At 59.3% G+C, this 23,938-nt stretch carries 21 protein-coding genes, 1 tRNA gene and 2 pseudogenes; 18 read left to right on the top strand and 6 right to left on the bottom strand.

The window, feature by feature from the left end; all coding sequences use genetic code 11:
- From AYJ54_RS31835 to AYJ54_RS31825, 3 genes are all read left to right on the top strand, one after another.
- On the top strand, positions 1-574 hold a 574-nt coding region (locus tag AYJ54_RS31835), incomplete at its 5' end, for a group II intron maturase-specific domain-containing protein (RefSeq protein WP_283808620.1).
- 314 nt (positions 575-888) lie between these two features.
- Positions 889-1,293, top strand: a complete 405-nt coding sequence (locus AYJ54_RS31830) for a DUF1330 domain-containing protein (protein WP_082905937.1) — start codon at positions 889-891, stop codon at positions 1,291-1,293.
- A 169-nt stretch (positions 1,294-1,462) separates the two neighbouring features.
- A complete protein-coding gene (locus tag AYJ54_RS31825; protein WP_245329175.1) occupies positions 1,463-2,002 on the top strand; it encodes a GlcG/HbpS family heme-binding protein in 540 nt (179 codons plus the stop codon).
- A gap of 216 nt (positions 2,003-2,218) precedes the next feature.
- Here AYJ54_RS31825 and AYJ54_RS31820 read toward each other — a convergent pair.
- Positions 2,219-2,293, bottom strand: a tRNA-Val gene (locus AYJ54_RS31820).
- Between the two features lie 622 nt (positions 2,294-2,915).
- Here AYJ54_RS31820 and AYJ54_RS31815 point away from each other — a divergent pair.
- Positions 2,916-4,247: a tyrosine-type recombinase/integrase gene (locus AYJ54_RS31815; RefSeq protein ID WP_063678917.1), complete on the top strand. Its 1,332-nt coding sequence runs from the start codon at positions 2,916-2,918 to the stop codon at positions 4,245-4,247.
- Here the strand turns inward: AYJ54_RS31815 and AYJ54_RS48035 are convergent.
- A complete protein-coding gene (locus AYJ54_RS48035; RefSeq protein ID WP_082905936.1) occupies positions 4,192-4,560 on the bottom strand; it encodes a hypothetical protein in 369 nt (122 codons plus the stop codon). The genes AYJ54_RS31815 and AYJ54_RS48035 overlap by 56 nt on opposite strands.
- A 758-nt stretch (positions 4,561-5,318) precedes the next feature.
- Between AYJ54_RS48035 and AYJ54_RS31810 the strand changes: the two genes are divergently transcribed.
- The 10 genes and pseudogenes from AYJ54_RS31810 to AYJ54_RS31765 all read left to right on the top strand — a co-directional run bounded on the left by AYJ54_RS31810 (position 5,319) and on the right by AYJ54_RS31765 (position 18,378).
- On the top strand, positions 5,319-6,644 hold the full coding sequence (locus tag AYJ54_RS31810; protein ID WP_161491269.1) for an SIR2 family protein: 1,326 nt from the start codon (positions 5,319-5,321) through the stop codon (positions 6,642-6,644).
- Positions 6,634-8,565: an ATP-binding protein gene (locus AYJ54_RS31805; protein WP_063705318.1), complete on the top strand. Its 1,932-nt coding sequence runs from the start codon at positions 6,634-6,636 to the stop codon at positions 8,563-8,565. Before AYJ54_RS31810 ends, AYJ54_RS31805 begins: the two co-directional genes overlap by 11 nt.
- Complete coding sequence (locus AYJ54_RS31800; RefSeq protein WP_063678920.1) at positions 8,562-8,774, top strand: KTSC domain-containing protein; 213 nt, start codon at positions 8,562-8,564, stop codon at positions 8,772-8,774. The genes AYJ54_RS31805 and AYJ54_RS31800 overlap by 4 nt, the downstream gene beginning before the upstream one ends.
- Before the next feature lie 360 nt (positions 8,775-9,134).
- Positions 9,135-10,448 (top strand): DUF2130 domain-containing protein, encoded by a 1,314-nt coding sequence (locus AYJ54_RS31795; RefSeq protein ID WP_063705316.1) that lies wholly within the window; start codon positions 9,135-9,137, stop codon positions 10,446-10,448.
- Between the two features lie 76 nt (positions 10,449-10,524).
- Positions 10,525-11,649 carry a hypothetical protein gene (locus tag AYJ54_RS31790; protein WP_063705315.1) on the top strand — a complete coding sequence of 375 codons (1,125 nt, stop codon included), beginning with the start codon at positions 10,525-10,527 and terminating at the stop codon, positions 11,647-11,649.
- Positions 11,570-13,932: pseudogene (locus AYJ54_RS53775) on the top strand (AAA family ATPase); the annotation flags it as partial. The gene AYJ54_RS31790 and the pseudogene AYJ54_RS53775, both read left to right, overlap by 80 nt.
- Before the next feature lie 16 nt (positions 13,933-13,948).
- The gene (locus AYJ54_RS52920) at positions 13,949-14,347 is read left to right on the top strand and encodes a hypothetical protein (protein WP_245315604.1); all 399 of its coding nucleotides are present in this window, start codon (positions 13,949-13,951) and stop codon (positions 14,345-14,347) included.
- A 712-nt stretch (positions 14,348-15,059) separates the two neighbouring features.
- Positions 15,060-16,421: a DUF5623 domain-containing protein gene (locus tag AYJ54_RS31775; RefSeq protein WP_245329174.1), complete on the top strand. Its 1,362-nt coding sequence runs from the start codon at positions 15,060-15,062 to the stop codon at positions 16,419-16,421.
- Between the two features lie 260 nt (positions 16,422-16,681).
- Entirely contained in the window at positions 16,682-17,503 is an 822-nt protein-coding gene (locus AYJ54_RS31770; protein ID WP_063678923.1) for a type IV toxin-antitoxin system AbiEi family antitoxin domain-containing protein, read from the top strand.
- On the top strand, positions 17,500-18,378 hold the full coding sequence (locus AYJ54_RS31765; protein ID WP_063678924.1) for a nucleotidyl transferase AbiEii/AbiGii toxin family protein: 879 nt from the start codon (positions 17,500-17,502) through the stop codon (positions 18,376-18,378). The genes AYJ54_RS31770 and AYJ54_RS31765 overlap by 4 nt, the downstream gene beginning before the upstream one ends.
- Before the next feature lie 6 nt (positions 18,379-18,384).
- On the opposite strand, the gene AYJ54_RS31760 is transcribed toward AYJ54_RS31765, so the two are convergent.
- The 3 genes from AYJ54_RS31760 to AYJ54_RS31750 form a co-directional block, all read right to left on the bottom strand.
- Entirely contained in the window at positions 18,385-19,554 is a 1,170-nt protein-coding gene (locus tag AYJ54_RS31760; protein ID WP_136624059.1) for an AlbA family DNA-binding domain-containing protein, read from the bottom strand.
- A gap of 271 nt (positions 19,555-19,825) precedes the next feature.
- On the bottom strand, positions 19,826-20,488 hold the full coding sequence (locus tag AYJ54_RS31755; protein WP_063705307.1) for an SOS response-associated peptidase family protein: 663 nt from the start codon (positions 20,486-20,488) through the stop codon (positions 19,826-19,828).
- 110 nt (positions 20,489-20,598) lie between these two features.
- Positions 20,599-20,805 carry a hypothetical protein gene (locus AYJ54_RS31750; RefSeq protein ID WP_063705305.1) on the bottom strand — a complete coding sequence of 69 codons (207 nt, stop codon included), beginning with the start codon at positions 20,803-20,805 and terminating at the stop codon, positions 20,599-20,601.
- 15 nt (positions 20,806-20,820) lie between these two features.
- On the opposite strand from AYJ54_RS31750, the gene AYJ54_RS31745 reads away from it, so the two are divergent.
- The 3 genes from AYJ54_RS31745 to AYJ54_RS51540 all read left to right on the top strand — a co-directional run bounded on the left by AYJ54_RS31745 (position 20,821) and on the right by AYJ54_RS51540 (position 22,277).
- Complete coding sequence (locus tag AYJ54_RS31745; RefSeq protein ID WP_245329173.1) at positions 20,821-21,414, top strand: hypothetical protein; 594 nt, start codon at positions 20,821-20,823, stop codon at positions 21,412-21,414.
- A 45-nt stretch (positions 21,415-21,459) separates the two neighbouring features.
- Positions 21,460-21,957, top strand: coding sequence for a thermonuclease family protein (locus AYJ54_RS31740; protein WP_245329172.1), 498 nt, complete (start codon positions 21,460-21,462; stop codon positions 21,955-21,957).
- 137 nt (positions 21,958-22,094) lie between these two features.
- A complete protein-coding gene (locus AYJ54_RS51540; RefSeq protein WP_027555090.1) occupies positions 22,095-22,277 on the top strand; it encodes a hypothetical protein in 183 nt (60 codons plus the stop codon).
- Between the two features lie 405 nt (positions 22,278-22,682).
- On the opposite strand, the gene AYJ54_RS31730 is transcribed toward AYJ54_RS51540, so the two are convergent.
- A complete protein-coding gene (locus AYJ54_RS31730) occupies positions 22,683-23,123 on the bottom strand; it encodes a hypothetical protein (protein WP_136624058.1) in 441 nt (146 codons plus the stop codon).
- Here AYJ54_RS31730 and AYJ54_RS48030 point away from each other — a divergent pair.
- A pseudogene (locus tag AYJ54_RS48030) lies at positions 23,085-23,588 on the top strand (methylase); the annotation flags it as partial. The gene AYJ54_RS31730 and the pseudogene AYJ54_RS48030 overlap by 39 nt on opposite strands.
- Positions 23,589-23,938 lie beyond the last annotated feature (350 nt).

The following is a 23,938-nucleotide window of genomic DNA, read 5'->3' as shown; positions in this document are numbered from 1 at the left end:
GACTGGCTGCGGCGACGCGTTCCAGGCTCACGTCATCTCCTATGCCGACGACTTCGTTATCCTCAGCCGCGGTCGCGCAGTGGAGGCATTAGCGTGGACGAAGGCGGTGATGACCAAGCTTGGGCTGACACTCAACGAGGCTAAAACTTCGCTGAGAAATGCCCGACAGGAACGCTTCGACTTCCTCGGCTACTCGTTCGGCGTGCATTGGTTTGAGGCGAACGGGAAATGGTATCTGGGCGCGAGCCCGTCCAAGAAGAGTGTACAGCGGCTCAAGACAAGGGTCGGCGAGCTTCTGGTGCCAAGCAATATCGATCCATGGCCGGAAGTACGTGACAAGCTGAACAGGTCACTGCGAGGCTGGTCCAACTACTTTGGCTACGGCTCGCGGAGCAAGGCATACCGTAGCGTCGACCAATACGTCTTTGAACGTGTGCGCAGGTTCCTCGCGCGAAGGCACAAGGTGCAAGGGCGCGGCAATCGCCGATTCATATTCGATGTCATCCATCGAGAACTCGGCGTTCTGTGCCTCCAACGCTTGCCCCGAGCGGCCACGTCGCGTGCCTCGCGGTGAAGCCAGCCGGAAAGCCGGATGCCGGAAATCGGCACGTCCGGTTTGATGAGCGGGGATGGGAAACGGGGCGATGGCCAAGGGGCCCCCAAGCTACCGCGCCCATCCTCGACTCTACCGAAGCAGTCGTTCCCCAGCCAGTTTGGCTATAACGCATAGTCCGTCCAAGACGCTGGCTGCGGCGAGAATTTTCATGATGGACTCCGGTGCGACTGCATGAACCTTCAGCTCGCCACGGGGACTCACGTCTAGGGCAACTCTTGCCCGAATTGAGGGGGCCGTCTTTGAATTGAAATCGCACAACAGGAGGGATTGCCATGAGATCCAATTACAAAATCGCAATGGTATTGCTTGCTGGCGTTGCTATCGGCGGTCTTGCGGTTGAAGGTCTTCACGCACAGGCCAAGGCGCCCGTCTACTACGTCGCAGAAATCGATGTAACCAACCCCGATGCCTATGCGAAGGAGTATGTCCCGAAGGCTCAAGCCCTCATTAAGGCAGCCGGCGGTCGCTTTGTGGCGATCGGAGGAGCCGCTACTGCCGATGGCGGAAAGGTAACCGCATTTGACGGCGATCCACCGAAGCGCGTTGTCGTTCAGGTCTGGGATAGCATGGAGAAGATCAAGGCGTGGCGGGCCAACCCCGAGTATATTGAGCACCGAAAACTCGGCGAAAAATACGCGAAGTTCCGCTCGTTCGCGGTTGATGGCGTGCCGAACTAACTGCTTGTAACTCTCACATTCCAGAGGCCGCCAATCGGGGCGGCCTCTGGAATGTTACCAGCAATAGGAAAAGAGGCCCTTTCTTTTGCGCCGGGTCACTCCGGCCAATGGACTCTGGTACTGATTGGCGCAATCCTGCGGTCGAAAACGTCTGGTGCAGGGGCAGCCCATGCCGACCAGCAGATATCGGGAGGACAACAACATGAGGACGCAGGGCAAGACGTTAGTCGCTTCCATCGTAGCTGCAGTGATACTCTCGGCAACAGCCAGCGCTCAACAGCCGCCATCCCCACCTCCGATAACGCCTTATGGTGCGCCGGTAGGGCTCGAGGCAGCCAAAAAAATAATGGCTGCCGCGGAAGCGGAGGCCGTAAAGAACAATTGGGCGATGGCCATCGTCATCCTCGACAGCACGGGCCACATGGTGATGCTGCACAAGCTCGACAATACCCAATATGGTTCTCTTATGGCTGCTGAGGACAAGGCACTCAGCGCGATCAACTACAGGCGCCCTAGCAAAGTGTTCGAGGATTTGGTGGCGCAGGGCGGCATCGGTTTGCGTTCATTGGCGCTCCGTGGGGCATCACCGCTGGAAGGCGGCATTCCCATTAATGTGGAGGGCAAGATTGTCGGGGCGATCGGCGTCTCTGGCGGGACATCAGTTCAGGATGGCCAAGTCGCAAAAGCGGGTGCCGACGTAGCGAAGTGAGACCCACCACGGGCGCTCGCAATCACCGAGGCCGTCTTGTCGGCGGCCTCGTCGCGTGCTCTTTGCCGCTTAGTGCTTCACGCGTCTGGTCACGTCCGTTGTTGGCCCTTCGCGGACCATGTCGGTCGGCTGCCTGATTTCTGCTTGCGAGGGCAAAGCGGACGTTTGCACGTCTCGGCAAGGGAGCTTTCAGCGACTCTCGCAATCTAGGATGAATGGTGGGCGCACATGGGATCGAACCGTGGACCTCTCGCGTGTGAAGCGAACGCTCTCCCGCTGAGCTATGCGCCCTTAAGCCGACGATGCGGTGTTTCTGGCCGGAGTAGCCAGCAAGGTTCCGGCGCAAAGACTTCAGGGGAATGCCCGGGAATCCAAGGCGTTATTAAATCAGGCGCAGCCTGATCGCCCGGTGCCGTGCGCCTCTTCCCGGATGTTGCCATCCTGCCGGTGTTTTGCCCGACGAGTCAATCGCGATTCGGAAAATGCGTAACCTATTGATCCGACTGACATCGGCTACTGTGCATGGGGTTGTTTTCGACATTTTTGATGGACGGGTGATGAAAGACGCCAAGCGTCGATGATCGTCCGCAACCGGGAAGGTCAGGAAGCTTGAATGGTGGGCGCACAAGGGATCGAACCTTGGACCTCTCCCGTGTGAACCACAATCCGTAGATCCAAGGTGGCCATATACAGCCACAGTTTTGTCGAAATAATTCATTTTATTACAGTAGCTTATGGTCAAATTGAGCCTCAGTAGGCCATAAGCGGCCATACTGCATTTTGTGTGCCCCTGTTGTGCCCGCCGTAGATTTTCCCCTGGGGCACACAATGTCGGGAAGGTCTGAGAACTGGTTCTGCGCGGGGCTGATTGTCCTCTCGCGGGGCACACCTGGGGCACACAGGGGCAGGGATCATGGCAGCGCCAACCAACCAGCTGACACTCACCGATGCGGTGATCCGCAACGCCACGCTGCCGCCCGGCAAGGCGCAGCATTATCTCCACGACGACAAGCTGCCCGGCCTGGCCCTGCGCATGCGCGCCACCGGTGGCCGGACTTGGGTTTACCTCTTCAGCAAGCCGGGGGTGAGAGGCACCCAGCGCAAGACCCTCGGCCCATGGCCCAAGTATAATGAGAAGGCCGCGCGCAAGGCCGCCACCATCGCCGCAGGTGAGGTGGTCAAGGGCATGGACCCGAACGACGCGAAACGCGAGGCGAGGCGGCAACAGGCCGCCGAAAAGCAGCGCACCACACTGGGGGACCTCATTGTCGAAGATGGTCCCTATCAGACGTCCTTGACGGGACGTCAAGTCGTTAACTGGAAGCCAGCGATGTCGGCGTTGCGGCGCGGGCTGAAGGAGCACGCCGAGAGCGGCGTGGGGGACCTGACGCGGCGGCAAATCATGGCGGCAGTCGACCGGGTTTCCAAGACCGGCAAGCGTGGCGCGGCCAAGGACCTGCGCAAGCACACCCACACGTTCCTCGAATGGTGCGTTGGCGAGGGCTATGTCGACCACAATGTGCTCGCTGGCTATCGCGAGCCCAAGGAAACCCGTGCGCAAAGAGTCGGACGCCGAACGAAGGGCCGGGCACTGACCGACGAGGAAATTATCAAAGTCTGGCATGCATGCGGCAAGCTCGGGGCTTTTGGGCTCCTGACGCGCACGTGTCTACTTGGTGGCCCACGCCGCAGCGAGCCAACCATGATCGAATGGCGAAAGCACATTATGGATGACCGCATCACCTTCGATGCGGCATGGACCAAAATGGGCCTGCACCATGACGTTCCGCGCACTCATCTCGTTGACGAGGTGCTCGCGGCCGCGAAACATTTCCAGCGGGCAACCTCCGAATATGTCTTCCCGTCACCAAAAACCGGCGGCCAGATGTCCGGCTTCACCAAGATGGTCAACCGCCTGGTCAAGGAAGCGAGCGTCGCCAAGTTCACCATGCATGACTTAAGGCGCAGCTTGCGCACTATCATGTCACGCTGTGGCTACGACAACGAAATCCAGCGGTTGTGCGTAGGGCAAAAGCCGCGGGGGATCGATCAGGTCTACAATCACGACGAACAGTGGATCATCCGCAAGATGGCGTTCGAAGCGGCTCATGACTACATCGCGGAGTTGGTCGGCGCGAAACAGGTCGGCAAAGTCGTGCGCCTGCAGCGGACGAATCCGCTCGACCCTATCAAGGCCGAGCTGCTCGCCCGTCTCCGCGAGCACTATGCGGCTGGGGCAGCTTAGTGGTCTTGTCGCATTTGGCTAGATAGTCGCGTACCGCATCGACACGATAGAGCGGGCGGCCGGCGACGTAGCGCCATTTCAGCGGGTGGTTCGGATCCCGCCGCCACTGCTCCAGCGCGCCGGGCGTGCGCCGGATAACCGCGGCCGCCTCTAATGCCGTTAAATTAGTGCTGCCCGGCAGCGTATCGATATCGAACGTCGCGGGCGGCGGCACGCCACGGTTCTTGCGACGACGCTTCGTGGCACGCGGCATCTCCCTACTACCTGCCGCCCCAAATGCCTCGATCCGATTCTTTTCGTCCTTGCCGCCCATGCCTCCGCCCCGAACCATGATCGGCCTGACGCAATAAGATCGTAGGTTGCTCCAACAAGATAGAAATCAGGTGCGCAGGTACGGCTGCCGGGTAGCTGTGGCGTACAAATAGGACGAACCGGTTCGATTGGCCTGGGACGCGCCCGGGAGCGTTTTTCGCTTTCGTTCCGATCTTCGGCCTACCTGAGGGTTATAGGTTCAAATCCTATCCCCGCGTCGAGGCCGATCGCTCGCTTGGCCTTTGCCGGGATTTCGATGCCAACCGTGGGCTAGCGCCCAACGGCGGGCGAAGGGCGCTACGCCGACGATGCGATTGGCATTGTCTCGGCGACAACGCAGGCCGGTTCTTAACGCCAGCTTCATGCGGGCCGGCCAACCGAAGCGATCCCACTCCATCTTATTTGTGTTCGATGTGATCGAGTCCGCAGCTACGAACCGTTCACCGGGTTGTTTTTGCGCTCGGGCGCAGTCTCCCCTCTCAGAAAGTGTTGAATTCATTGGCTGGCGTATTGCAAGGGAGGGCAGAATGCCCGCATAAGTTGAGGCGCGGGGTATTCTAGAGATTCTTCGGTCGTTGCCTTCCGTCCGCCAGTCGTTGGCTTGCTGTCGTATTTTGCGGTAGCCGCAAGGAGCGCACGCTAGAACCGGGGCTGAATGGGCTCTTCGTACTCCGAGAGGGCGCGGCCAAAGTTGTTTCAGAGCTCAATTGCCCAGATATGGATTACTGCAAACTATTGGAATTCCGAGGAATAGGGGGCATGACCAAACAAGAAACTATCGAGGAAGGCGAAAAAGGCGACGGCGATCCGGCGCAGGCTGCCACGACCGACGCTTCTGCGGTCAATCCGGCGCCTCCGACTGTTGCTGTTGGAGCCGTTCATAGCCCCTATCGCCGTACAACCGACCTGCTGCAACGTCTTGCACCAGGAAAGATGCGTATTGGATTTTTTATTGGCGCAGGCTGTCCTCTTGCTATTCAAGTGCAAGCCGGTGGCCAAACAGTCCCGCTGATACCCGAAATCGCAGGGCTCACAAGATCCGTCAAGGCGGCCTTGGATGGTAGTGCATCTCTGAAGGATGCTGCCGTGAGGATGTGGGAGAGGGTAGTTGCACGTGGTATTGGCACCCCCACGATTGAAGACGTTCTGAGCCATATACGGACTCTGCGTTCGCTATGTGGTACGGGCAGCATAGACGGGTTCTCTGGCGAGCTTCTCGACAAACTTGACGTGGGTATCTGCGTGCAGGTCTGTGAGATCGTGAGCAAGTCACTCCCAACATCGAATACGCCGTATCACATGCTCGCGCGTTGGATCCGCTCAATCGCGCGCGACAAGCCAGTTGAAATATTTACCACCAACTATGACCTGTTGTTGGAGCAAGCTCTAGAGGAGGAGCGGCAACCATACTTTGACGGATTTGTTGGCTCTGACAGCGCGTTCTTGGATTTGGAATCTATGATTGAGGACGATCTGCCTCCGCGGTGGGCGCGACTTTGGAAGATACACGGCTCGATCAACTGGTGGATGACCAAGAAAAACAAGATTCGGCGGAGTCGCGACAAAATTGAAGGGGAGCAGCTTCTAATTTACCCCTCGCACTTGAAATACGATCAAAGCCGTCAAATGCCGTACTATGCGATGCTCGATCGCTTGAGGATTTTCTTGCGCTCGGATCAATGCGTCTTGCTCACGTGTGGTTACTCTTTCGCCGATGAGCATATCAACGCTTACATTGCTCAAGGTCTCTCTGGAAATCCAAATGCCTCTTGCCTGGCGATGATTTTCAACGACCGTGCAAACGCTCGTAAGGCTGTGGAACTAGCAAAGAGGCATCCGAACCTCACTGTCCTTGCGGCCGACGGTGGGATCGTTGGAACGATAGACAGGCCTTGGGAAAGCGTTACGAAAGATGGAAACCCAGCTTATCCCATCGCGGTTGGCAACGATCTGCCTGCATGGCGCACTAAGGCGTCTCCAGAGCAGTGCAAGTGGTTGCTTGGAGACTTTGCCGCTTTCGGCGAGTTTTTAGCACATCAACTTTCAAGCCGAGACATCGAGCAGGATCAAGCAGATGCGGTCTGATCCGACGCTCATTGGTACGGTTCAGGATGTTGCGGGCACCTCGGTGAGCGTGGCGCTTGTGACTAATACTGCGACCGGTCTGACGTTCTTCAAGGGCGAGTCTTACAGGATCGGTCAAGTCGGTAGCTTCGTGCGCATACCCTTGGGCTACACCTCACTCTTCGGGATTGTGTCTCAGGTAGGAGCCGGTGCAGCGCCAGAGAGGGACAGTGACGAGCATCCTTGGGGCAACCAATGGCTCAAGGTTCAACTGGTCGGAGAACGAGGACGTGAAGGGAGATTCGAGCGCGGGGTCTCCCAGCATCCAACAATCAACGACCCCGTCCATATCGTGACCGAGGAAGATTTGAGGGATATCTACGGCCCCGGTGATCCGGTCGACTTTGTGACGGTGGGGCATTTGGCGAGCGCAGAGTCGATCCCAGCTCTTGTCGACATCAATAAATTGATCACTCGGCACTCTGCCGTCGTAGGGACGACCGGGGCTGGCAAGTCTACTACGGTCGCAGGATTGCTTGCCGCGCTCTCCAACCACAAGCGATACCCATCCGCGCGCATAGTTGTCCTCGATATTCACGGCGAATACTCGAAAGCGCTGGAAGATCGCTCCACTGTATTTCGCATCATGCCGGATACCTCGAGAAACGAAAAGCCGCTGTGTATCCCCTTTTGGGCGTTAAGTTTCGCCGAGTTGGTGAAATTGTCGTTCGGAGATCTAGGCGAACAGCCTCTGGCTGCGGCGACTGATGCGATCGTTGCGCTCAAGAGAGAAGCCTTAAACGCTCAACCGCGAGAAGGAGTGGATGCGGAGAGAGTAACAGTAGACTCTCCGGTGCCGTTCTGCATTCACAAGCTTTGGTTCGACTTTCATCAACGGGAGCATCGCACTGTCATACCTAACCCTGGAGCCGGGGTCGATGAGGTGCAATCCGCCTATCTACTTGGCACAGATGGTAAGCCGATTCAGGTCGGTGACGCTATGAGCGTCACTGCTCCAATCTATCGGACAGTCAAAACGACAGGGCCGGCCAACGAGCGGGTCCAATGGGGGCCCGATCCGATTGGTATGCGCCAACAATTGGCCGTGCTGGCTTCAAAGCTTCGCGATCCTCAGTTGGGATTTTTGTTCAATCCAGGGGCTTGGCGTCCTGATCCGGATGGCAAGGTAGGCAAAGACCTTGATGCTTTGCTTAGGGATTGGATTGGTGGTTCCGAGCCGATCACGATTCTTGACCTGTCGGGCATTCCCTCCACCGTATTGAATGACCTTGTTGGGGCCTTGCTGCGAATCCTCTACGACGCCCTTTTCTGGGCCAGAAATTTGCCGGAGGGAGGACGCGAGCGACCTTTGCTGTTTGTGTTGGAGGAGGCACACACGTATTTGGCGCGCGAAGACAAGGCTCGTATCGGTGCGGCCGGAACAGCGGCGCGGCGGATAGCGAAAGAAGGCCGCAAGTATGGAGTTGGCGTCATGATCGTAAGTCAACGACCGTCTGAAATTGATCCAACGATCCTTTCTCAATGCGGGACGATTTTTGCGATGCGTCTCGCCAATGACACTGATAGGGGGCAGGTGTCAGGAGCGGCGGCCGATAACCTCAAAGGATTGTTTGATATGCTCCCTGTGCTTCGGACAGGTGAGGCCATCATTGTCGGTGAAGCGGTAAGTTTGCCCATCCGAACCCTGATTGATCCGCCTGAGAAGAACAGGCGTCCGGACAGCGGTGACCCACGAGTTGTCGTGCGTGGTGATCCGAACAAGGATGGTTTCGAGGGTGAAGGCGGATGGGCGATTCCTCGCCACGATGAGGACTATGCCATCGTAATGCGGCAATGGCGGCAGCAGTCACCTTACTATGTGCATAAGTCAAGTGCCGCCACCAAGCCTAAGGAAACGAAGAAGCCCGGAGCGAAATCATGAACTGGATAGAGACGCCTGAATCCTCAAACTTGACTCGCTTCGGCTACGACAAGGCGACTCATGTACTAACCGTCGAATTCAAGAACGGTGGCCGCTACAACTATTTCGATGTGCCGCAGCCAGTGTTTGAGCAGATGAAGGCCGCGCCATCAAAGGGGCAGTTTCTGGCGAAGACTATAAAGAACAACTATCGCTATGCTCGAGTCTGACTTTGGGGCGATCTCGCACGCGACCACGCGATTTGCCCGGGGTTTCCCAAGAAGAACTGGTACCCATCCATGATTTAACCTCCATGGGGCTCCTGCGGGAAGGACGTCATCAAGGGCGCTTCTTTCGGTTCACTCTGGAGCACCTCAGCCTCGGGGCCGCCAGACTGTGCGAGACAAGGCCCACAAGCCCCATCGAAATGTTGGGGAATTTAGGTTGGTTTCGGTGGAAAACTGATGCCCGCGCGAACTCTGTTCGATGGCAATGTGTAAGTCACGTAATGCCACGTCGCCTGCCTGATGCGGTCGGGCCGAATTATGGCTGTTCGGGCAGCATAGATTGAGGATGTTGAGGAGGGGCCCATGGCCTTCAAAGCGACCGCAGCTAACGCTGCTCATGAGCCCACCCTTCGCTGCCCGAATTGCAATCATGAAATTCGTCTGACAGAGTCGCTGGCTGCTCCACTCATCGAGGAAACGCGCCAACGTTTGCAAGAGCAATTGGCCAACAAAGATGCTGAGATAGTCCGCAAGACTGAAGCCTTGCGCCGGGAGCACGAACAGCTCGCGCAGGCCCGCGAGCAATTCGAAGATGATATTGCGCGACGGCTCGCCGCGGAACGCAGCCAAATATCCGCTGCGGAAGCTAAAAAGGCTCGCGAGGCAGCCGGAATTGAGCTCCAGACGAAAGCAGCGGAAGCAGATGAACTCCGTAGAGTGCTGGAGATCAACAACGCAAAACTTGCTGAAGCCCAGCAGACCCAAGCAGAGCTGATTCGCAAGGAGCGCGCGCTTGACGAGGCGAGGCGCGAACTCGATTTAACAATCGAGAAGCGGGTCCAGGCCACCGTCGACGATATTCGCGCCAAAGCGAGGCAGGAAGCCGACGATGCCAATCGGCTGCGTGTTTTGGAGAAGGACCAAACCATCGAGTCGATGACGCGCACGATTGAGGAGCTTAAACGAAAGGCCGAGCAAGGCTCACAGCAGTCGCAGGGTGAGGTTTTGGAGCTGGAGCTTGAGGAGCTTCTCCGTAACAGGTTTCCCACTGATCTCATCGAGCCAGTCGCCAAGGGCGAGATGGGGGCGGACGTTGTTCAGCAGGTCAACGGCTCAATAGGGCAGGGCGCTGGCATTATTCTTTGGGAGTCTAAGCGGACTAAGGCTTGGAGCGATGGCTGGCTAACTAAGCTGCGTGATGATCAGCGTCGCTGCAGCGCAGATATTGCACTCATCATTTCCAACGCGCTTCCCAAACACATCGAGCACTTCGATCTCATCGACGGGGTTTGGGTCGCTCATCCGAAATATGCGCTCCCGGTTGCGGTTGCGCTACGACAAACGCTAATCGAGGTGACAAGTTCGCGCCTCGTTCAACAAGGCCAGCAAACCAAGATGGAACAAGTTTACCAATATCTCACTGGTACCAAGTTCCGTCAGCGTATCGACGCCATCGTTGAAAAGTTTAACGACATGCGTGATGACCTCGATAGAGAACGCAAGTTCATGAGTCGCCAGTGGGCGAAGCGGGAAACGCAGGTTGTTGCGGTGATCGAATCCACAGTTGGAATGGTAGGCGACCTTCAGGCCATCGCTGGTAAAGCTATGCCTGAAATCCCTAGCCTTGACGTGCCGCTGATAGAAGGTCCCAACGATGAACAACGGAAAGTCTCTTAGTATCCAAACGGGACTTCCCTAACCAGCGCATGGCCAACGCCTTCGAGCACGCCGACCTCAAGCGAGCGCCAGCGCTATGACCAGGACCTTCCTTCATAGCTTCGATCCACCGACGGCGAGCCCAGTCACTGGTCCGACTGTCGACCTAGAGGTCTCGGATATCGAGGATGCCGGTATTCGGGAGGTGCTGCAGACGCCGGGCGCGGCTTATGGCGCGTGGTCCATTCTCGATGCGCTGCTGACGCCAACCGGTGCGGGAACACCCTTCACCTTCAGGGAGCCGCTTGGACACGCGCGCGAAGTCAAAGTCGCCCTCTCTGGCCTGTTTGGACGCTTCGTCGCTCGCGCCTATCTCGAACGCCACTTCAATCTCTCGATCTTCGCCCATCTCGGCAGCCGAACCATCGACTTGGATCGTCGGAGCCAGGTCAAAATCAAGCGCCTGTCCCGAGGCGACCTACCCGACTGGATCGCTTGTGCCTCCGATCTGTCCTCTCTGACGGTGGCCGAAGCCAAGGGCTGCCATGATGTCGGAGGCCCGGCGAAAGCGCTGGACCGCGCCTGGGCCCAAGCCGGACGGATCGACGTCACCGCTCGAGGCCGGAAAGTCACGGTGAAGCGCATCGCGATCGTGACGCGACGGGGAACGGCCACGCCCGGCCCAGTGGAGGCCCACCTCTCGGTCCGCGATCCCGTCGATGAAGGCGAGCCCGTCGATCCCAAAGAGAAGGATGTGCTCCTTATCGGACTTCTTCGCCTGCATACCGCCAACTTGATCAAGCCGCTCGGTCACGTCGAACTGGCGGGCGCGCTTCGCCATCTCACGCACCAACCATTTGCGCGAAGACTTCAGCGCGATCTCGAACGCGCTCGAACGCTTCTGGATGCCGTGCCGGTGAGGGAAGTGGAGAAGACAAGCACCGTGGGTGGGCTGGTCGGCGGGATTGTCACCCGTGCGGGGCCGGTAACCGACGCCCACGTCGCGCCCGCCGACCAGGAGGCGCTCGCTCGCCTCAATCTCCGGCCGGTCTTCGTCGGGATAGAACGCGATCTCGTTAGCGCAGCCATCGAGGCAGAGTCTCAAGTCGTGCGCAACCGCCTGGCCGACGCGGCGCGTCCGGATGAATTTGCGCGGCCTGACCGTGCCGGCGGCTGGATCGTCCCGCTCGGCAAGGAGCGGCGCATCACTGGCGGCGCCTAAAATTCCGGCCGCAGGACATAAGCATGGGGAACGGCCGCCATCGTGTGCGGCTAGGATTTTGGGGCACAACATGGATGCGCACAACAGCGATCTCTCGAACGAGGCGGCGGCGCTCGCCGACATCCTCAAATGGTCGGCGGACCTACCGGCCTGGCAACGCGATGCGCTGCGCCGGCTGTGCGGTCAGACCAAGTTGGAGGTCGCCGACATCACTGCCCTCGTTGCTATCTGCAAAGCCATCGGCCAGGCTGCCCCGCTCGATGCGAGCCACATCCGAGACCCGGCCGCCAGCCACGCTGTCGTCAGCCTCGGTGCGCTTCACGGCCTGTCGAATGTCAACGCCCTGGCGCCAGGCGAGCGCCTGTCCTTCGGCAAGACAGGACTTACCGTCATCTACGGCGACAATGGCGCCGGCAAATCCGGCTACGCCCGCGTCTTAAAGCAACTCTGCCGGGCGCGCTCGCCGAAGGGCGACGCAATCCTTCCCAATATCTATGCGGCTGCATCCGGCGTCCCAGCCGCTAGCGTCGACTTCTATATCGGCGGACAGAAGCGAAGCGCTTCTTGGACCCAAGGGGCCACCACGGACGCGATGCTCTCCGCCGTCAGCGTGTTCGATTCGCGTACCGCCAACGTCCATGTCGAGAATACGAACGATCTCGCCTACACGCCGCTGCCGCTTCGTATCCTTGCCGGTCTCGCGCAGGCATGCCAGGAGGTGAAGGCCAAGCTGGTTGCGGAGGCGAAGGCGCTTCAAGAGCAGACACCTGCGGTCCTGTCGAACCCCGAATGCGGGCCGGACACGCTAGTCGGCAAGCTGATCGCCGGCCTATCGGGCAAGACCGAGCCGGAATCCGTCGACAAGCTCGCGGGCCTGACCGCGGACGAAGACGCCCGGCTTCAAACACTGAGCGCCGATCTCGCCAGCGATCCTGCGCGCACTGTCCGCCAGCTCCAGGGCCAGGAAGTCCGCATCAAGGCGGTGATCGAACAGCTCGAGCGCCTCATGGCCGTCGCCACAGATGAAAGCCGGACATCGCTTAGCGACGCCCATACGCGCCTTGCAACCGCGCGCTCGGCCGCCGCCGCTGCTTCCGCCCACCTGTTTGCCGACGAGCCCCTGCCCGAAATCGGCTCGGACGTCTGGAAGGTCCTGTGGGAGGCCGCCCGGGATTATTCTCGCGCATCCGCCTATCCCGACCGACCGTTTCCGGTGACTGAAAGCGGAGCCCATTGCGTCCTCTGCCAGCAGCCGCTCAGCAAGGAAGCCTCAAAGCGGCTCAGCAGCTTCGAAGCCTTCGTGCAGGACGAGAGCAAGCGCCGTGAGCAGGAGGCCGCGGACGCCTATGACGAGAAACTGAAAATGGTGTCGTCGCAGGCCATCCTGATGAAGGATCTCACCGCGATCATCAAGCTGATACGGGATGATATCGGTCAAGAGGAACTGGCGAGAGCCGTCCGTCGCGAGATCCTACACCTGGCCTGGCGGCTGCGTTCGATCCTGCGAACGCACAGCCTCCAGGTTTTTCCGCATCTTCCGCCCGTGGTGGCCGTCTCCTTGGATCCGTTGCGCGCGGACCTCAGCAGCATAGCCACGCGCATCGAAGGTCTGCAATCGGAGGCCACTTCCCCGCAGCGCGCCGCGCTCATTACGGAGCGCGACGGCCTCACCGACCGCAAATGGCTCGGCGTGGTGAAAGCCGACGTGCTCGCCCAGATCGACCGCCTCAAGGCCATCGAAGCGACCGAGAAAGCCAGCAAGGACACGGCGACGAACAAGATCACGACCCAGAGCGCCCGCATTGCCCAAGCGCTCGTCACCAACCGCCTGCGTGGACAGTTCGCGATTGAAGCCGACAAGCTCGGCGTCGCAGGTCTCGCGATTGAGCTTCAACAGGCGAAGACCGCCGCCGGCGTGCCGTTCTTCCAGGTCCGCCTTATCAACAAGCCGAACGAACCGGTCGGCAAGGTTCTGAGCGAAGGCGAGCATCGCTGCGTCGCCCTCGCCGCTTTCCTCGCCGAGCTGTCCACCATCGATGCGCAGTCCGCGATCGTGTTCGATGATCCGGTGTCCTCCCTCGACCATTTGCATCGTGACAAGGTCGCCGCCCGCTTGGCCGAGGCCGGCAAGACCCGCCAGGTGATCGTCTTCACTCACGACATGGCGTTCCTCCTTCTCCTCGATGAAGCCTGTCGGGCGACCAACGATCGGGAGGCGACGCCGGTGGCGTACCGCCTGATCAGCCGCGGCGCCGAGAACGCTGGCTATTGCCACCAGGATCCNNNNCCCGCCAATGTCATGCCGCTCGACAAGGTCATCGGCGGGATGAAGGCGCACCTCGCCAATGTGAAAATCCATCACGAACGCGGCGATCAGGCGAAATGGCTGCGCGAGGTTACGTCCTTCCAGGACCAGCTTCGTACCACCTGGGAACGCGCCGTCGAGGAGGTTATCGGGCCCGTGATCCGCCGCTTGTCGCGCAAGGTCGACACGACGGGCCTCATCAAGCTCACTGTCATCACGAATGGGGATTGCACCGCGATGCGCGAAGCCTTCGGGCGCTGTTCGGCGCTGCTTCACAGTCAGCCAGGAGAGATCAATCCGCGGCTGCCCGCACCTTCCGTCCTCGAAGCCGAGATCGACGCGCTGGAAAAATGGATCGCCGATATCCGAACCCGCCAGGAAAAGGCTGCATGATGATCCCGCACCCGCCGGCCTCACGTTGAAGACGACGCTACATGGTGAAATGGTCCGAACTGAAACGAGCCTCCGATGTCGCTTGAGCGATCTCAGGCCGTTGTTCTGGGGGCAAGGCGGCTGCCCTTGCCGGACTGCCAGCTTAATCGCCGGCCCTTGCTTGGCAAATCGCGCCTTTCCTGGAGCGTCATCCGGTTTCTCGCCGGTGGCAATGTCTACGATCGCCTTGGCGAGCTGGTTGGGCCCCTAGGACGTTTCGGGGTCATAAACCGGGCCCCTTTAATGCTTCGGGCGGCGAGGCCAACAAATATTTTCGGAGGAGTCCCCGAACCACATTGATCGGCAAGTTTTGAGCTTGCTCCGCCGTCACCCCGAACGCTCCGCCAACCTCTCCGAGCCTCGTGCGGGCATCGAAGTCGGACAGAGTTTCAAGTTCTCTTTCTGCCTCTTGATCCATTTCCCCAATATGACTTGTAAACATTCAACATTGCACCCCGAGATTTTGCCACCATCAAACTGACCCACTACCCTTTGAGTATCCTTCCGTGAAAGTCTGGGTTGTGGTATATACGAATCGGCTCCCGGCAGGAGCCTGCCGCCCGTCGCAGCGAAGCCGTTGAGGCGCAGTCTTGGTCAATCGTTCCTGCCATGTCATGTCGGGCTCGAGAGGTGGTTGACGGGCGACGCTTCGCTAAGGGCCGGGAGACCTGACGTGTCGAACGATTACATTCGTCCGTCCTCAATCGAGGGCATCAAGCAACTCGCCAAGCGCTTCAAGAAGTCTGATGGCATTCGGTATGCCGCCGCCTTGGACAAGGCGGCAAGGGTGGCTGGCTTCCAAAATTATAAGCATGCGCGTCGCCAGGGTGGAGATGGCTTCGCCGGTCTCCGACCGTCAACCGTGCTCTACATTTCGGTTCTCTGGCGGGATCGGACGACCAAGGTCACGGGGTGCGAGGTTCTGCCAATGCAGGTCGACGAGCCTCTCGACGCGCTGGTTAAGCCTGCGCAGTACAAAGCATCTCGTGGGCTGGGTAGGATGCGCCGCGAAGGTCCCGATCACCTTGCCGACACCTACACCGCGTCATCGCAGGAAGCTGCGCGTGAGGCCGCCTGCGAGGCGGCGAGGACCATCCAGTTTATCGAGGCGACGAGGCTTGTTCCTTCAAGAGCGAAGCGATCTTTTCCGCGTGGACAATTCCAGTATCGGATGCCGGGCTCCGACCACGATGCGGCTTGGTTCGACCCGGCTGCGAAGACCTTCATCCGTACCAATGAGCCTTACACGCGTGGCGGTGTTACCTCGGAGCAGGACGAATGGGCTGCCCGACATGGTTGGGCGGTAGCGGTTTCGCCCTGGAAAGGCATGTATCGCCCTGACGATGGGACATCGCTTTTTCTCATGGCCGATGTGTCCAAGGGATACTCGCTGGCGCCGCTGATCTCGCGACTGGCGCAGGCGCCGGCTCCGGTCGTGGCGTCTGCTTGGAATGGAGAGTCGAGGCCGATCGTGCCCGTTTTTGTCAGCCCGGGTCGGGCGGCGGAGATCGCGGCAAAAGTGCGCGAGATCAAGGCAGTCGAAAAACGGCGCGGTGCCAAAAACTCCGTTGAATATAGCATGCCTTTTTCGGGCGCGCGGCGCCGGCCGAAGTCCCGCATGCCGATTGAGGGGCATAAGTCGGTTGGGCGCCTGTTGAAGTCGGTCCTGGTCGGGACGAGGGGGCGCACCGGCGTTCACCGACGCGTCGATGCGATCCGCTGTGAGCTCCATAGTTGGGCTGAGTGTGAGTACAAGCCCGACGAGCTTTCAGATGACGTATTTTTCGACCTCTACTATCATGAGCTTCCCGAGAGTGACCCGCTCGCCGTGGCGCCGGCAAACTGGGATCGGAACATTGAAAGCCTTGACGAGGTTAAGGCGACGCTCGTCCGGTACTATCCCGAGTGCCCACCGCTGCGCCAATTGTTGAAGAAAGCCGATCTGGCGATCGCATCTCTTCGCACATGGAATGCCGCTCTGGCACATACCGTGAAGAGCCGAGAGTTCAGACAACATCCGGGATTGCGAGTGTGACGATGGGGGGCCGCCGCAACCGGTACGGGATGACCATCATCGTGGACATCGCTACTTCCGATTTGATTGGGAAGGAGTGACGGGACGTCCGCTATCCGCGCTTCTTTCCGGAGCCGGCTAAGCCGAACTTGAGGCTAGTAAGGCGAGAGTGCTTATGTGTTGTGTTGGAAAATGGACATTTTTAGGCTGTTTTCTAACACGAACATAGAGTATTGACGGTGTCATGTTGAAAAATAGTATATTTTCGGGTATATTCCAACATGATGCTAGATCGGCGCCTCACCCTGTCCGCCTACATGACTGACCTCCTGTCGTCAGGGCAGGTGGTCTTTACGCGCGATGAGGCCGCTCACGCCCTTGGCGTCACAATCCCTGGCTTCCTGAAGGCGGCCGCACGTCAGCAACAACGCAAGGCCCTGTTCAATCCGCGACATGGTTTCTATGTCGTTGTGCCACCCCAATATCTGTCCTGGGGGGCGCCGCCGCCAAACTGGTACGTCGACGACCTCATGCGGCATGAGGGACATCCCTACTACGTAGGACTCCTCAAGGCCGCAGAGCTTCACGGGGCGTCGCATCAGGCCGTGATGGAATTTCAGGTGGTCACGGATAAGCGCCTGCCGAAATTCCGCGCTGGCCGATCGATCGTAGCCTTTTTCTATCGCAAGGATATGGCTCAGCTCGCGGGGGCAATCATCGATCACAAGACAGACACGGGAAAGATGCGTGTCTCTTCGCCGGAGCTGACGGCATTCGATCTCCTGCGCTATGCTCACGCGGCCGGCAACATCGACAGTATCGCGACGGTTCTTGCCGATCTCGGCAAGAAGATTGAGCCAGGCCGTCTGGTAGCTCTCGCCCCCGCATTTGAGCGCACGGTCATTCAGCGTCTCGGTTATCTCCTCGACTATCTCAAGTTCGACGCACTGGCGGATGCCCTGCACGGCCATCTTGAGGAATCCCATCCCTTGCCGTGGATTGAGCTTGAGCTGGACAGGAAGGGGAAAGGTGACGTTTCGAAGGACGAACGCGATGCGCGCTGGCATGTGATCGTTCGGCACAAGCCGGAGATCGACGAATGATTCCGATGATGAACATCGTCGCATGGGGCAAAACCGTCCCATGGGCCGAATTGAAACAGATCGAGCAGGATCTCATCATCAGTCGTGCTCTCGTCGAGCTTTTCAACGATCCGTTCTTGCGCGGCGAGCTTCGTTTTCGCGGTGGTACTGCGCTCAACAAGCTGCATTTTCCAAAGCCCCTCCGTTACTCGGAAGACATCGACCTCACCCGAACCACAGCGGGGCCCATCGGTCCGGTGCTGGATAAGGTTCGAGCTGTTCTTGAGCCATGGCTCGGCAGGGCGAATTTTGATCAAAGCCCGGTCGCACCGAAGCTGTACTTCAATGTGAAGGCGGAGGACGAGAACGCTCCTTCCATCCGCCTGAAAGTGGAAATCAACACGCGCGAGCGAACCGCGCATGATTCTGCCCGCAGTGTTCCGTTCGCCGTCAAGAACCCCTGGTTTTCTGGCGAGACCAACATCGAAACGTTCTCAAACGAGGAGATTCTCGCGACGAAGCTTCGCGCGCTTCTACAGAGGGACAAGGGCCGGGACCTGATCGACCTCTCGCATGCGACGACCGCTTTTGGCGATCTCAATGCCGCGCGCGTCCTCGAACTCCTTCGTACCTATCTCACCGAGGCAGGCCAGAGCGTGATCTCGCGGGCACAGGCGGAAGAGAACATGTTGGCGAAGATCGAACGCAAGAATTTCATGGCGGACGTGCGACCGCTCCTTTCGGCCGAAGAGGCCGAAAAGTTCGACGATGCTGCCGCCAGAAGCACCTTTCGGATCGTGTTTCAAACGTTCATCAAGGTCATCCCCGGCAAGCAGTGGGCGCTTACGGCGGAGAAGGCCACAGCTCTCGGCATCCCCGAGCTCGCGGACGGGTAGGATGACTCAGATCGCGCCGATCCAGTTTCCGTGGGCGTCATACTTATCGGAGCCTTGATACCCGAACGCATTCCAGACCATGTCGAAGATCGGCTTGAACGTGCACCCGAGATCCGCGTTCGCGCTTTCGACCATGACTTCAGGCAACGCGATGACGTCGTCATTGAGCGCGACATCGTTCGTCGTCCACATCCCTGAACTCACGGCCCTCAAGATGCATCCTCGGGCATTACAGAAAGACAGGCCGACATAGAGCGGCATGCCCGTTTCCAGCTGCTCGCACGTTTTCATGTAGATCTTGAGGGTCTCGATGACGTCTTGCTCAAATACGGAGCCCGCGATGTAGGGCCTGCCGTCGTCCAAAACGCTGAGCTGCTTCACACCTTCGATCGCCCCATCCCTAAACAACAAACCATAGCCGTGGCTTTCCGCCATGGACGAGCCCGAATAGAGGAAAAGGCCGTCTAGATTTACTCCGTGGCCCGCGCCTCGGCTGCCGAGCGGCACAGGTAACGTCACGGGGCGCGCTGCAAGTTCCTCCGCCACGTTGATGAGCCTGCGGTCGCCGAACGAGGGTATCGGAATCACATGCAGCACTATGCTCGTGCTCGGCGACAGCCGGCAGGGCGTACTGCCGCTCGCGATCTTGGCCAGCCGGTCCCTGCGAAACTCTCGAATACGATCCGATATACCCTCGCGCAGCACGAACGCATTGCGCAACTCGCCGACGTCGAGAGGATATTTCCCAGCAGAATTACGTCCATAGAACTTGTCGTTCTTCGTCACACGATGGGGCGACAACCAGCTTCGCTGGGCTCGAACCATGAGAACGTGATTCTCATCACCGCAAGGGACCGAGTGAAAGGTCACCAACGGAAGACGTGGTTCAATATTATCGGCCAGCAGTTGTTCGAGCCGGAGCTTTTCATCGTCAAATCCCGCCAGCGGCACCCCGCTGATGGCTGTCGCGACGCCGTCTTCTGCCATGATCCCTATCAAGAGGTCGCCACCTGCTGAATTTGCGAATGCCGAAACAGCGGCGAGGAATTGAATGACCTCCTTTTCCGACTTGGCAGGCATCATCTGCTTGAACTCGAGGGTTTTGCTTTCCCGCGCGACACCTAGCAGACGTTCCAGGTCAGCCAGTTCTATTTTGTCGATCTGCTTCAGAATCATTCGCGTCTCCAGTATACGACGCCGGTTTGACGCTCCCGGCTGACGCCCAGCCGCGGTCGTCTCGTCGATATAGCGAGTGAACCAACGGATCGGGGAAGGTGTGCGAAGGGCATCAACGCGTTCCTCCGTGTGGCGCGTTCGGCTGCGCCGAACCAGGCTCTCGTGAACCGAGCCGCAGGCGTCTCGGCCATCTGACTGCGATCCCTTCTGTAATCCGAGTTGGAAGGTCAAGCCCCTTTCCACCTGTTCCGCCGCCCTGTGCAAAAGCCGTCTACGCAGCGATGTTGTCTTCCTTGTCTGCGCCGCGCATGACGATCTTCAGCGCATCATCGGCCAAAGGACGCTGCAGCGCCTTCGCCTCATCCCAGGGAGCGCGCATCCAGATGTCGCGCTCCTCCTCGGTGGTCAGGATCACCGGCATGGCCTTCGAGTGGATTGGCTCGACGACAGCATTGGGCGATGTTGTGGGGAACCCGTAGACGAGGTGAGGGCCTGGGATCGGCTTCGACTTGGTGCCGCGGTCGCCCTTGAACTCGGTCCAGATGCCGACGAAGCAGAACAGCGGCCGGCTTTCCTCGAGCGCAAACCAGACGACGTCTTTCTTCTTCGTCTCCGGATTTGGCTCGGGGGCGTACTCGGCAAAGCTGTTGGCCGGGACCGGGCAGCGGTTCTCCGGCTTCAGCCAGCCGCGCCAATGCGGCGAGGACGTATTGCGGATGTTGGTGACCGGTGGACCGCCGGTCCTGGGTGGGGGTGGCATGCCCCAGCGCATCAGCACCATCTCTTCGGCGTCGCCGACATTGCGGATCACTGGTGCCGGATAGTCCGGGAACACGCCAGCCATCGGCGCCAGATTGCTAACGTACTGGTTCATGCGCCTGAACAGTCCGGAAATCGCCGCTTGGTTAGTTGTAATCGAATAGAGATTGCACATTCAGCGTTCGCTCTCGGTCATGCATGAAATCAATCGCATGTCGGCGCCTGATCGTCCGTCACAAAGGAATACTAGTCTGGATCTTGCATCGCCACCTCGTCGCACGCTAACTATCCCGCGTAGGTCCGAAAGCGCCCCCGCGTATAGGCGTGCGATACGGCCTTTTTTAACTCTGCGAGTTCGGACTCCAAGAAATTGTTGGCGACGATCAGCGCGCGAATAGCTGCACGCAGATCGCCGCCGCAAACGGCGATCGCCTGCTCGACGGCGGCATCCAGCCCATCGTCCTGTTCGTTCGGCTTCGAGACCGAGGACATGGGCGCTGTTCCAGGTTGACCGTCGATGGTGCATGTTCTTATTTTGTTCTCATGGAGTCAAGCCGCCGTTTCAAGCCACCCTGGACGTTGGTCCGGGAAAATTCCGAGTGCTACGTCGTCAGGGATGCCAACGGCGTAACCCTGGCGTGGCTTTATTGTCGTGATGATGCGCAGCGCTATAGCTTCGGCGTTAGCAAGCTCTCCTCGGATGAGGCGCGCCGCATCGGCAAGGCGATCGCGCGCACTCCGGAATTTCTGATGCCTCGCCAGGGCTTTTATCCGCGCGGCGGCGGACCGCGCTGGCGCGCCGACCGGCCGTATCACGTGGCGCTCGAGGACCGCTATGTCCGCGAGCACTGGGACGAGATCTACGCCCTTTGCAAGCTCAACAGCCTGCCCTTCAACGCAACGGGTGAGGTCATAAAGAACGACGGTGTTTGGAGAGTCTATGAGTTTACCTGGCAGATGGATGCGATCTTGTTTTGGGACCGTTTCGAAGGTCGATGGCTGCGCGGCACGGAGTTTCATTTTCCCGAGCGGCCAGAGAACTTGCCGGTACTAAAGCCACTCGAGAACTGGCCGAAATCAAATCCCCGCAATCTGCGATAATCACTGGTACCCAACACCATGAGAAAACGCCGAGCCCTTGTGTTAATGCTCCTGCTGCTGTCGAGCGCGGCTCTGGCCGACAATTTTGTCGGTCAGGCCAGCGTCATTGATGGCGACACCCTGGAAATTCACGGAACGCGCATCCGACTTTGGGGTGTGGATGCTCCGGAAAGCACTCAGCTATGTCGCGGTGAGGACAGTTTGCAGTACCGCTGTGGCTCGCAGTCGGCCAATGATCTCGACGCATACATTGCGCGGCGCTCCGTCAACTGTGTCCCGCTCAGCCTCGACCCGTATGGCCGCACGGTCGCGACCTGTTCGGTCGCGGGTGCGGATCTCGGGGAATGGCTTGTGCGCAATGGTCTTGCGTTGGATTGGCCCCAATACTCGAAGGGCAGATATCACGAAGCTCAGCGCGAGGCTGAGCGCGCGGGCAGGGGACTCTGGAAGGGCAGCTACGTCGAGCCGTGGCTCTATCGTGCATGCATCCGAGCGAGCGGAAAGCCGTCCGCCTGTTCGGACGATGCAAATGCCCATCCTTGATGGCCTCGACTGCAAGACGTTTCAATCCACAACGTGTGATGGGCGATTACCGGACTTACGCAGGTGGCTCTAGCGAGGTTTGGGCGACTCACGCTAACCCATCATGCTCAATGACCTCACTGTACAATGGGAATGAAATGGTTGCAGCCAACCGTGAACTGCCGGCCTCTGGTTACGCACTTGAAGTGGACGGCCGACTCAAAGCCGAATTTGCAACCAGAGACGGCGCCAGGGCCGGTGGAGAAGAACTGAAGAAACGTTTTCCCATGCTTCAGATCAGAATCTATGACGCGCAGACGAATGCGCGCGAGGAAATTTAGATACTCCGATTGCCAGTTTTTTCCGCTTGCGCGCGTGCGGCTAGCGCCGCACCGGGCTCTCGTGAACCGAGCCGCTTTGCGTCTACGCCGTGCGGCGTCGATCCCTCGCGCAACGACTATCGGAGCTCCTCGCCGGGGGCACTCGGGAAAGGGGCGCGCCTTCGGCGATCGCTATCACTGCCCCCGGGTGCCGCTGTTAACCGGTCTCGTCGCTGCACTCGGACCCGCGTGCCCCTTCGGGTCGCTATGCTCACGCTCTCCGGGTGCCATTTCAGTCGGGCGATGCGCGTTCGCGCACGCCTGATCAGGGCCTGCGGCCCCAGCCACTCAAGTCAAAATCCCTTAAAGAAATGGGATGGAAGGCAGACCGCTTCGCAGTTTCAGTGCAGCGCAGAAAATGCAGGCTTAGATGCCGCGATACTCGCTTACGATTTTTGCGTGGCCCAGTTGAGCTTCGACCCACGTTGGGTAACGCTCCCGCCGGGCGTCGACGGAGGCTATGCCGGCTTCCATGACCTCGGTTTCGAAAACAAGGGGGCGATCTGGATCGCATCCGAGATCGAGACCCACGAACACCGTTGAGATGACGATATCCGGACCTATCGGCGTCCTCGCGACAACACGGTCGGCTGATTCATACCATTGTTGCCACGCGACCGGGTCCGTGCGCTTGGGCTCGTGTCCATCCAAAATGTAATGGCTCATGGCAGCCAACATAGCCGACCGTGCCAACCAGTGCCAGCCGTTTCGGGCTTCGTCCGATCCGGGATGCGAAGGCACGACTGAGTTTCCCGATCGCGCGACAGCATCTACGACGCGTACGCCGATGCGTTCAGCATCATCCACAACAACCTCGACGCCGCGATGCGGGCCGTCAACATCATCGGCGAGACCGGAACGCTGAACGGGCAGGCCAAATCCGCGGCGCGATCCGCCTCGAAAGCGCGAAGCAGCGCTTCTTCGGGCACTTGCTGACCTCGATGAAGACGCCGTCGCTGATCCGCTCGATCGAGCGCGATCTTGAGGTTGGACACGCCGCTGTCATCCAGATCGTCTCGACAGGCGAGGCGTTGATGGAGCGCCGTCTCGCCGAGATCCCGACTGAGGAGTGGGTCGACGTCCGGGTCGACATCACTCCGCGCGAGTACGTGCTCGACTATTTCGCCCATTCCTTTCCGGTCCAGCTCTATGAGCCCTTCACCGACCAGGAGGGCAATCTCTGCTTCCGGCCTGTCTATCGCGACGGTCAACCGGTCGAGAGCCGGGGAGGCAGTCGCCCGCCGCGACCGCTTGATCGAGAACCTCGCTTCCCCAGATCGTGGAGTCGTGAAATTGTTCGGCCGAGCGCTATCAGCTCGGAATCACTCAGCGCCGCAGCCGTCGCCACCGGTGCGGCTGCAGCCGCCAGGAGGGCCGAAGATAGCCCGGTCAGAAACGCCCGCCGGTGGGCTCCTGAGCCGTCGATAGATGAGGACGAGTTTATTGCTGGCGTGCTAAGCACGCTGCCAGCACGGTGCACTCCGTGATCATGGTCAGGGCCATCGTGCTGTTCGCGCAGCGCGGTGGCCCGCATTAGGTGAGAGCTGAAGAATTCTCGCCAGCCTTGCCCGTTGGCCTGCGCATCATCACGCTGCACGTGTTTTCGTGCAGATTTCACCGCT

The organism is Bradyrhizobium centrolobii (assembly GCF_001641635.1).
GTDB classification, from domain to species: Bacteria; Pseudomonadota; Alphaproteobacteria; order Rhizobiales; family Xanthobacteraceae; genus Bradyrhizobium; species Bradyrhizobium centrolobii.
This window is presented reverse-complemented; position numbering and strand designations above follow the sequence as displayed.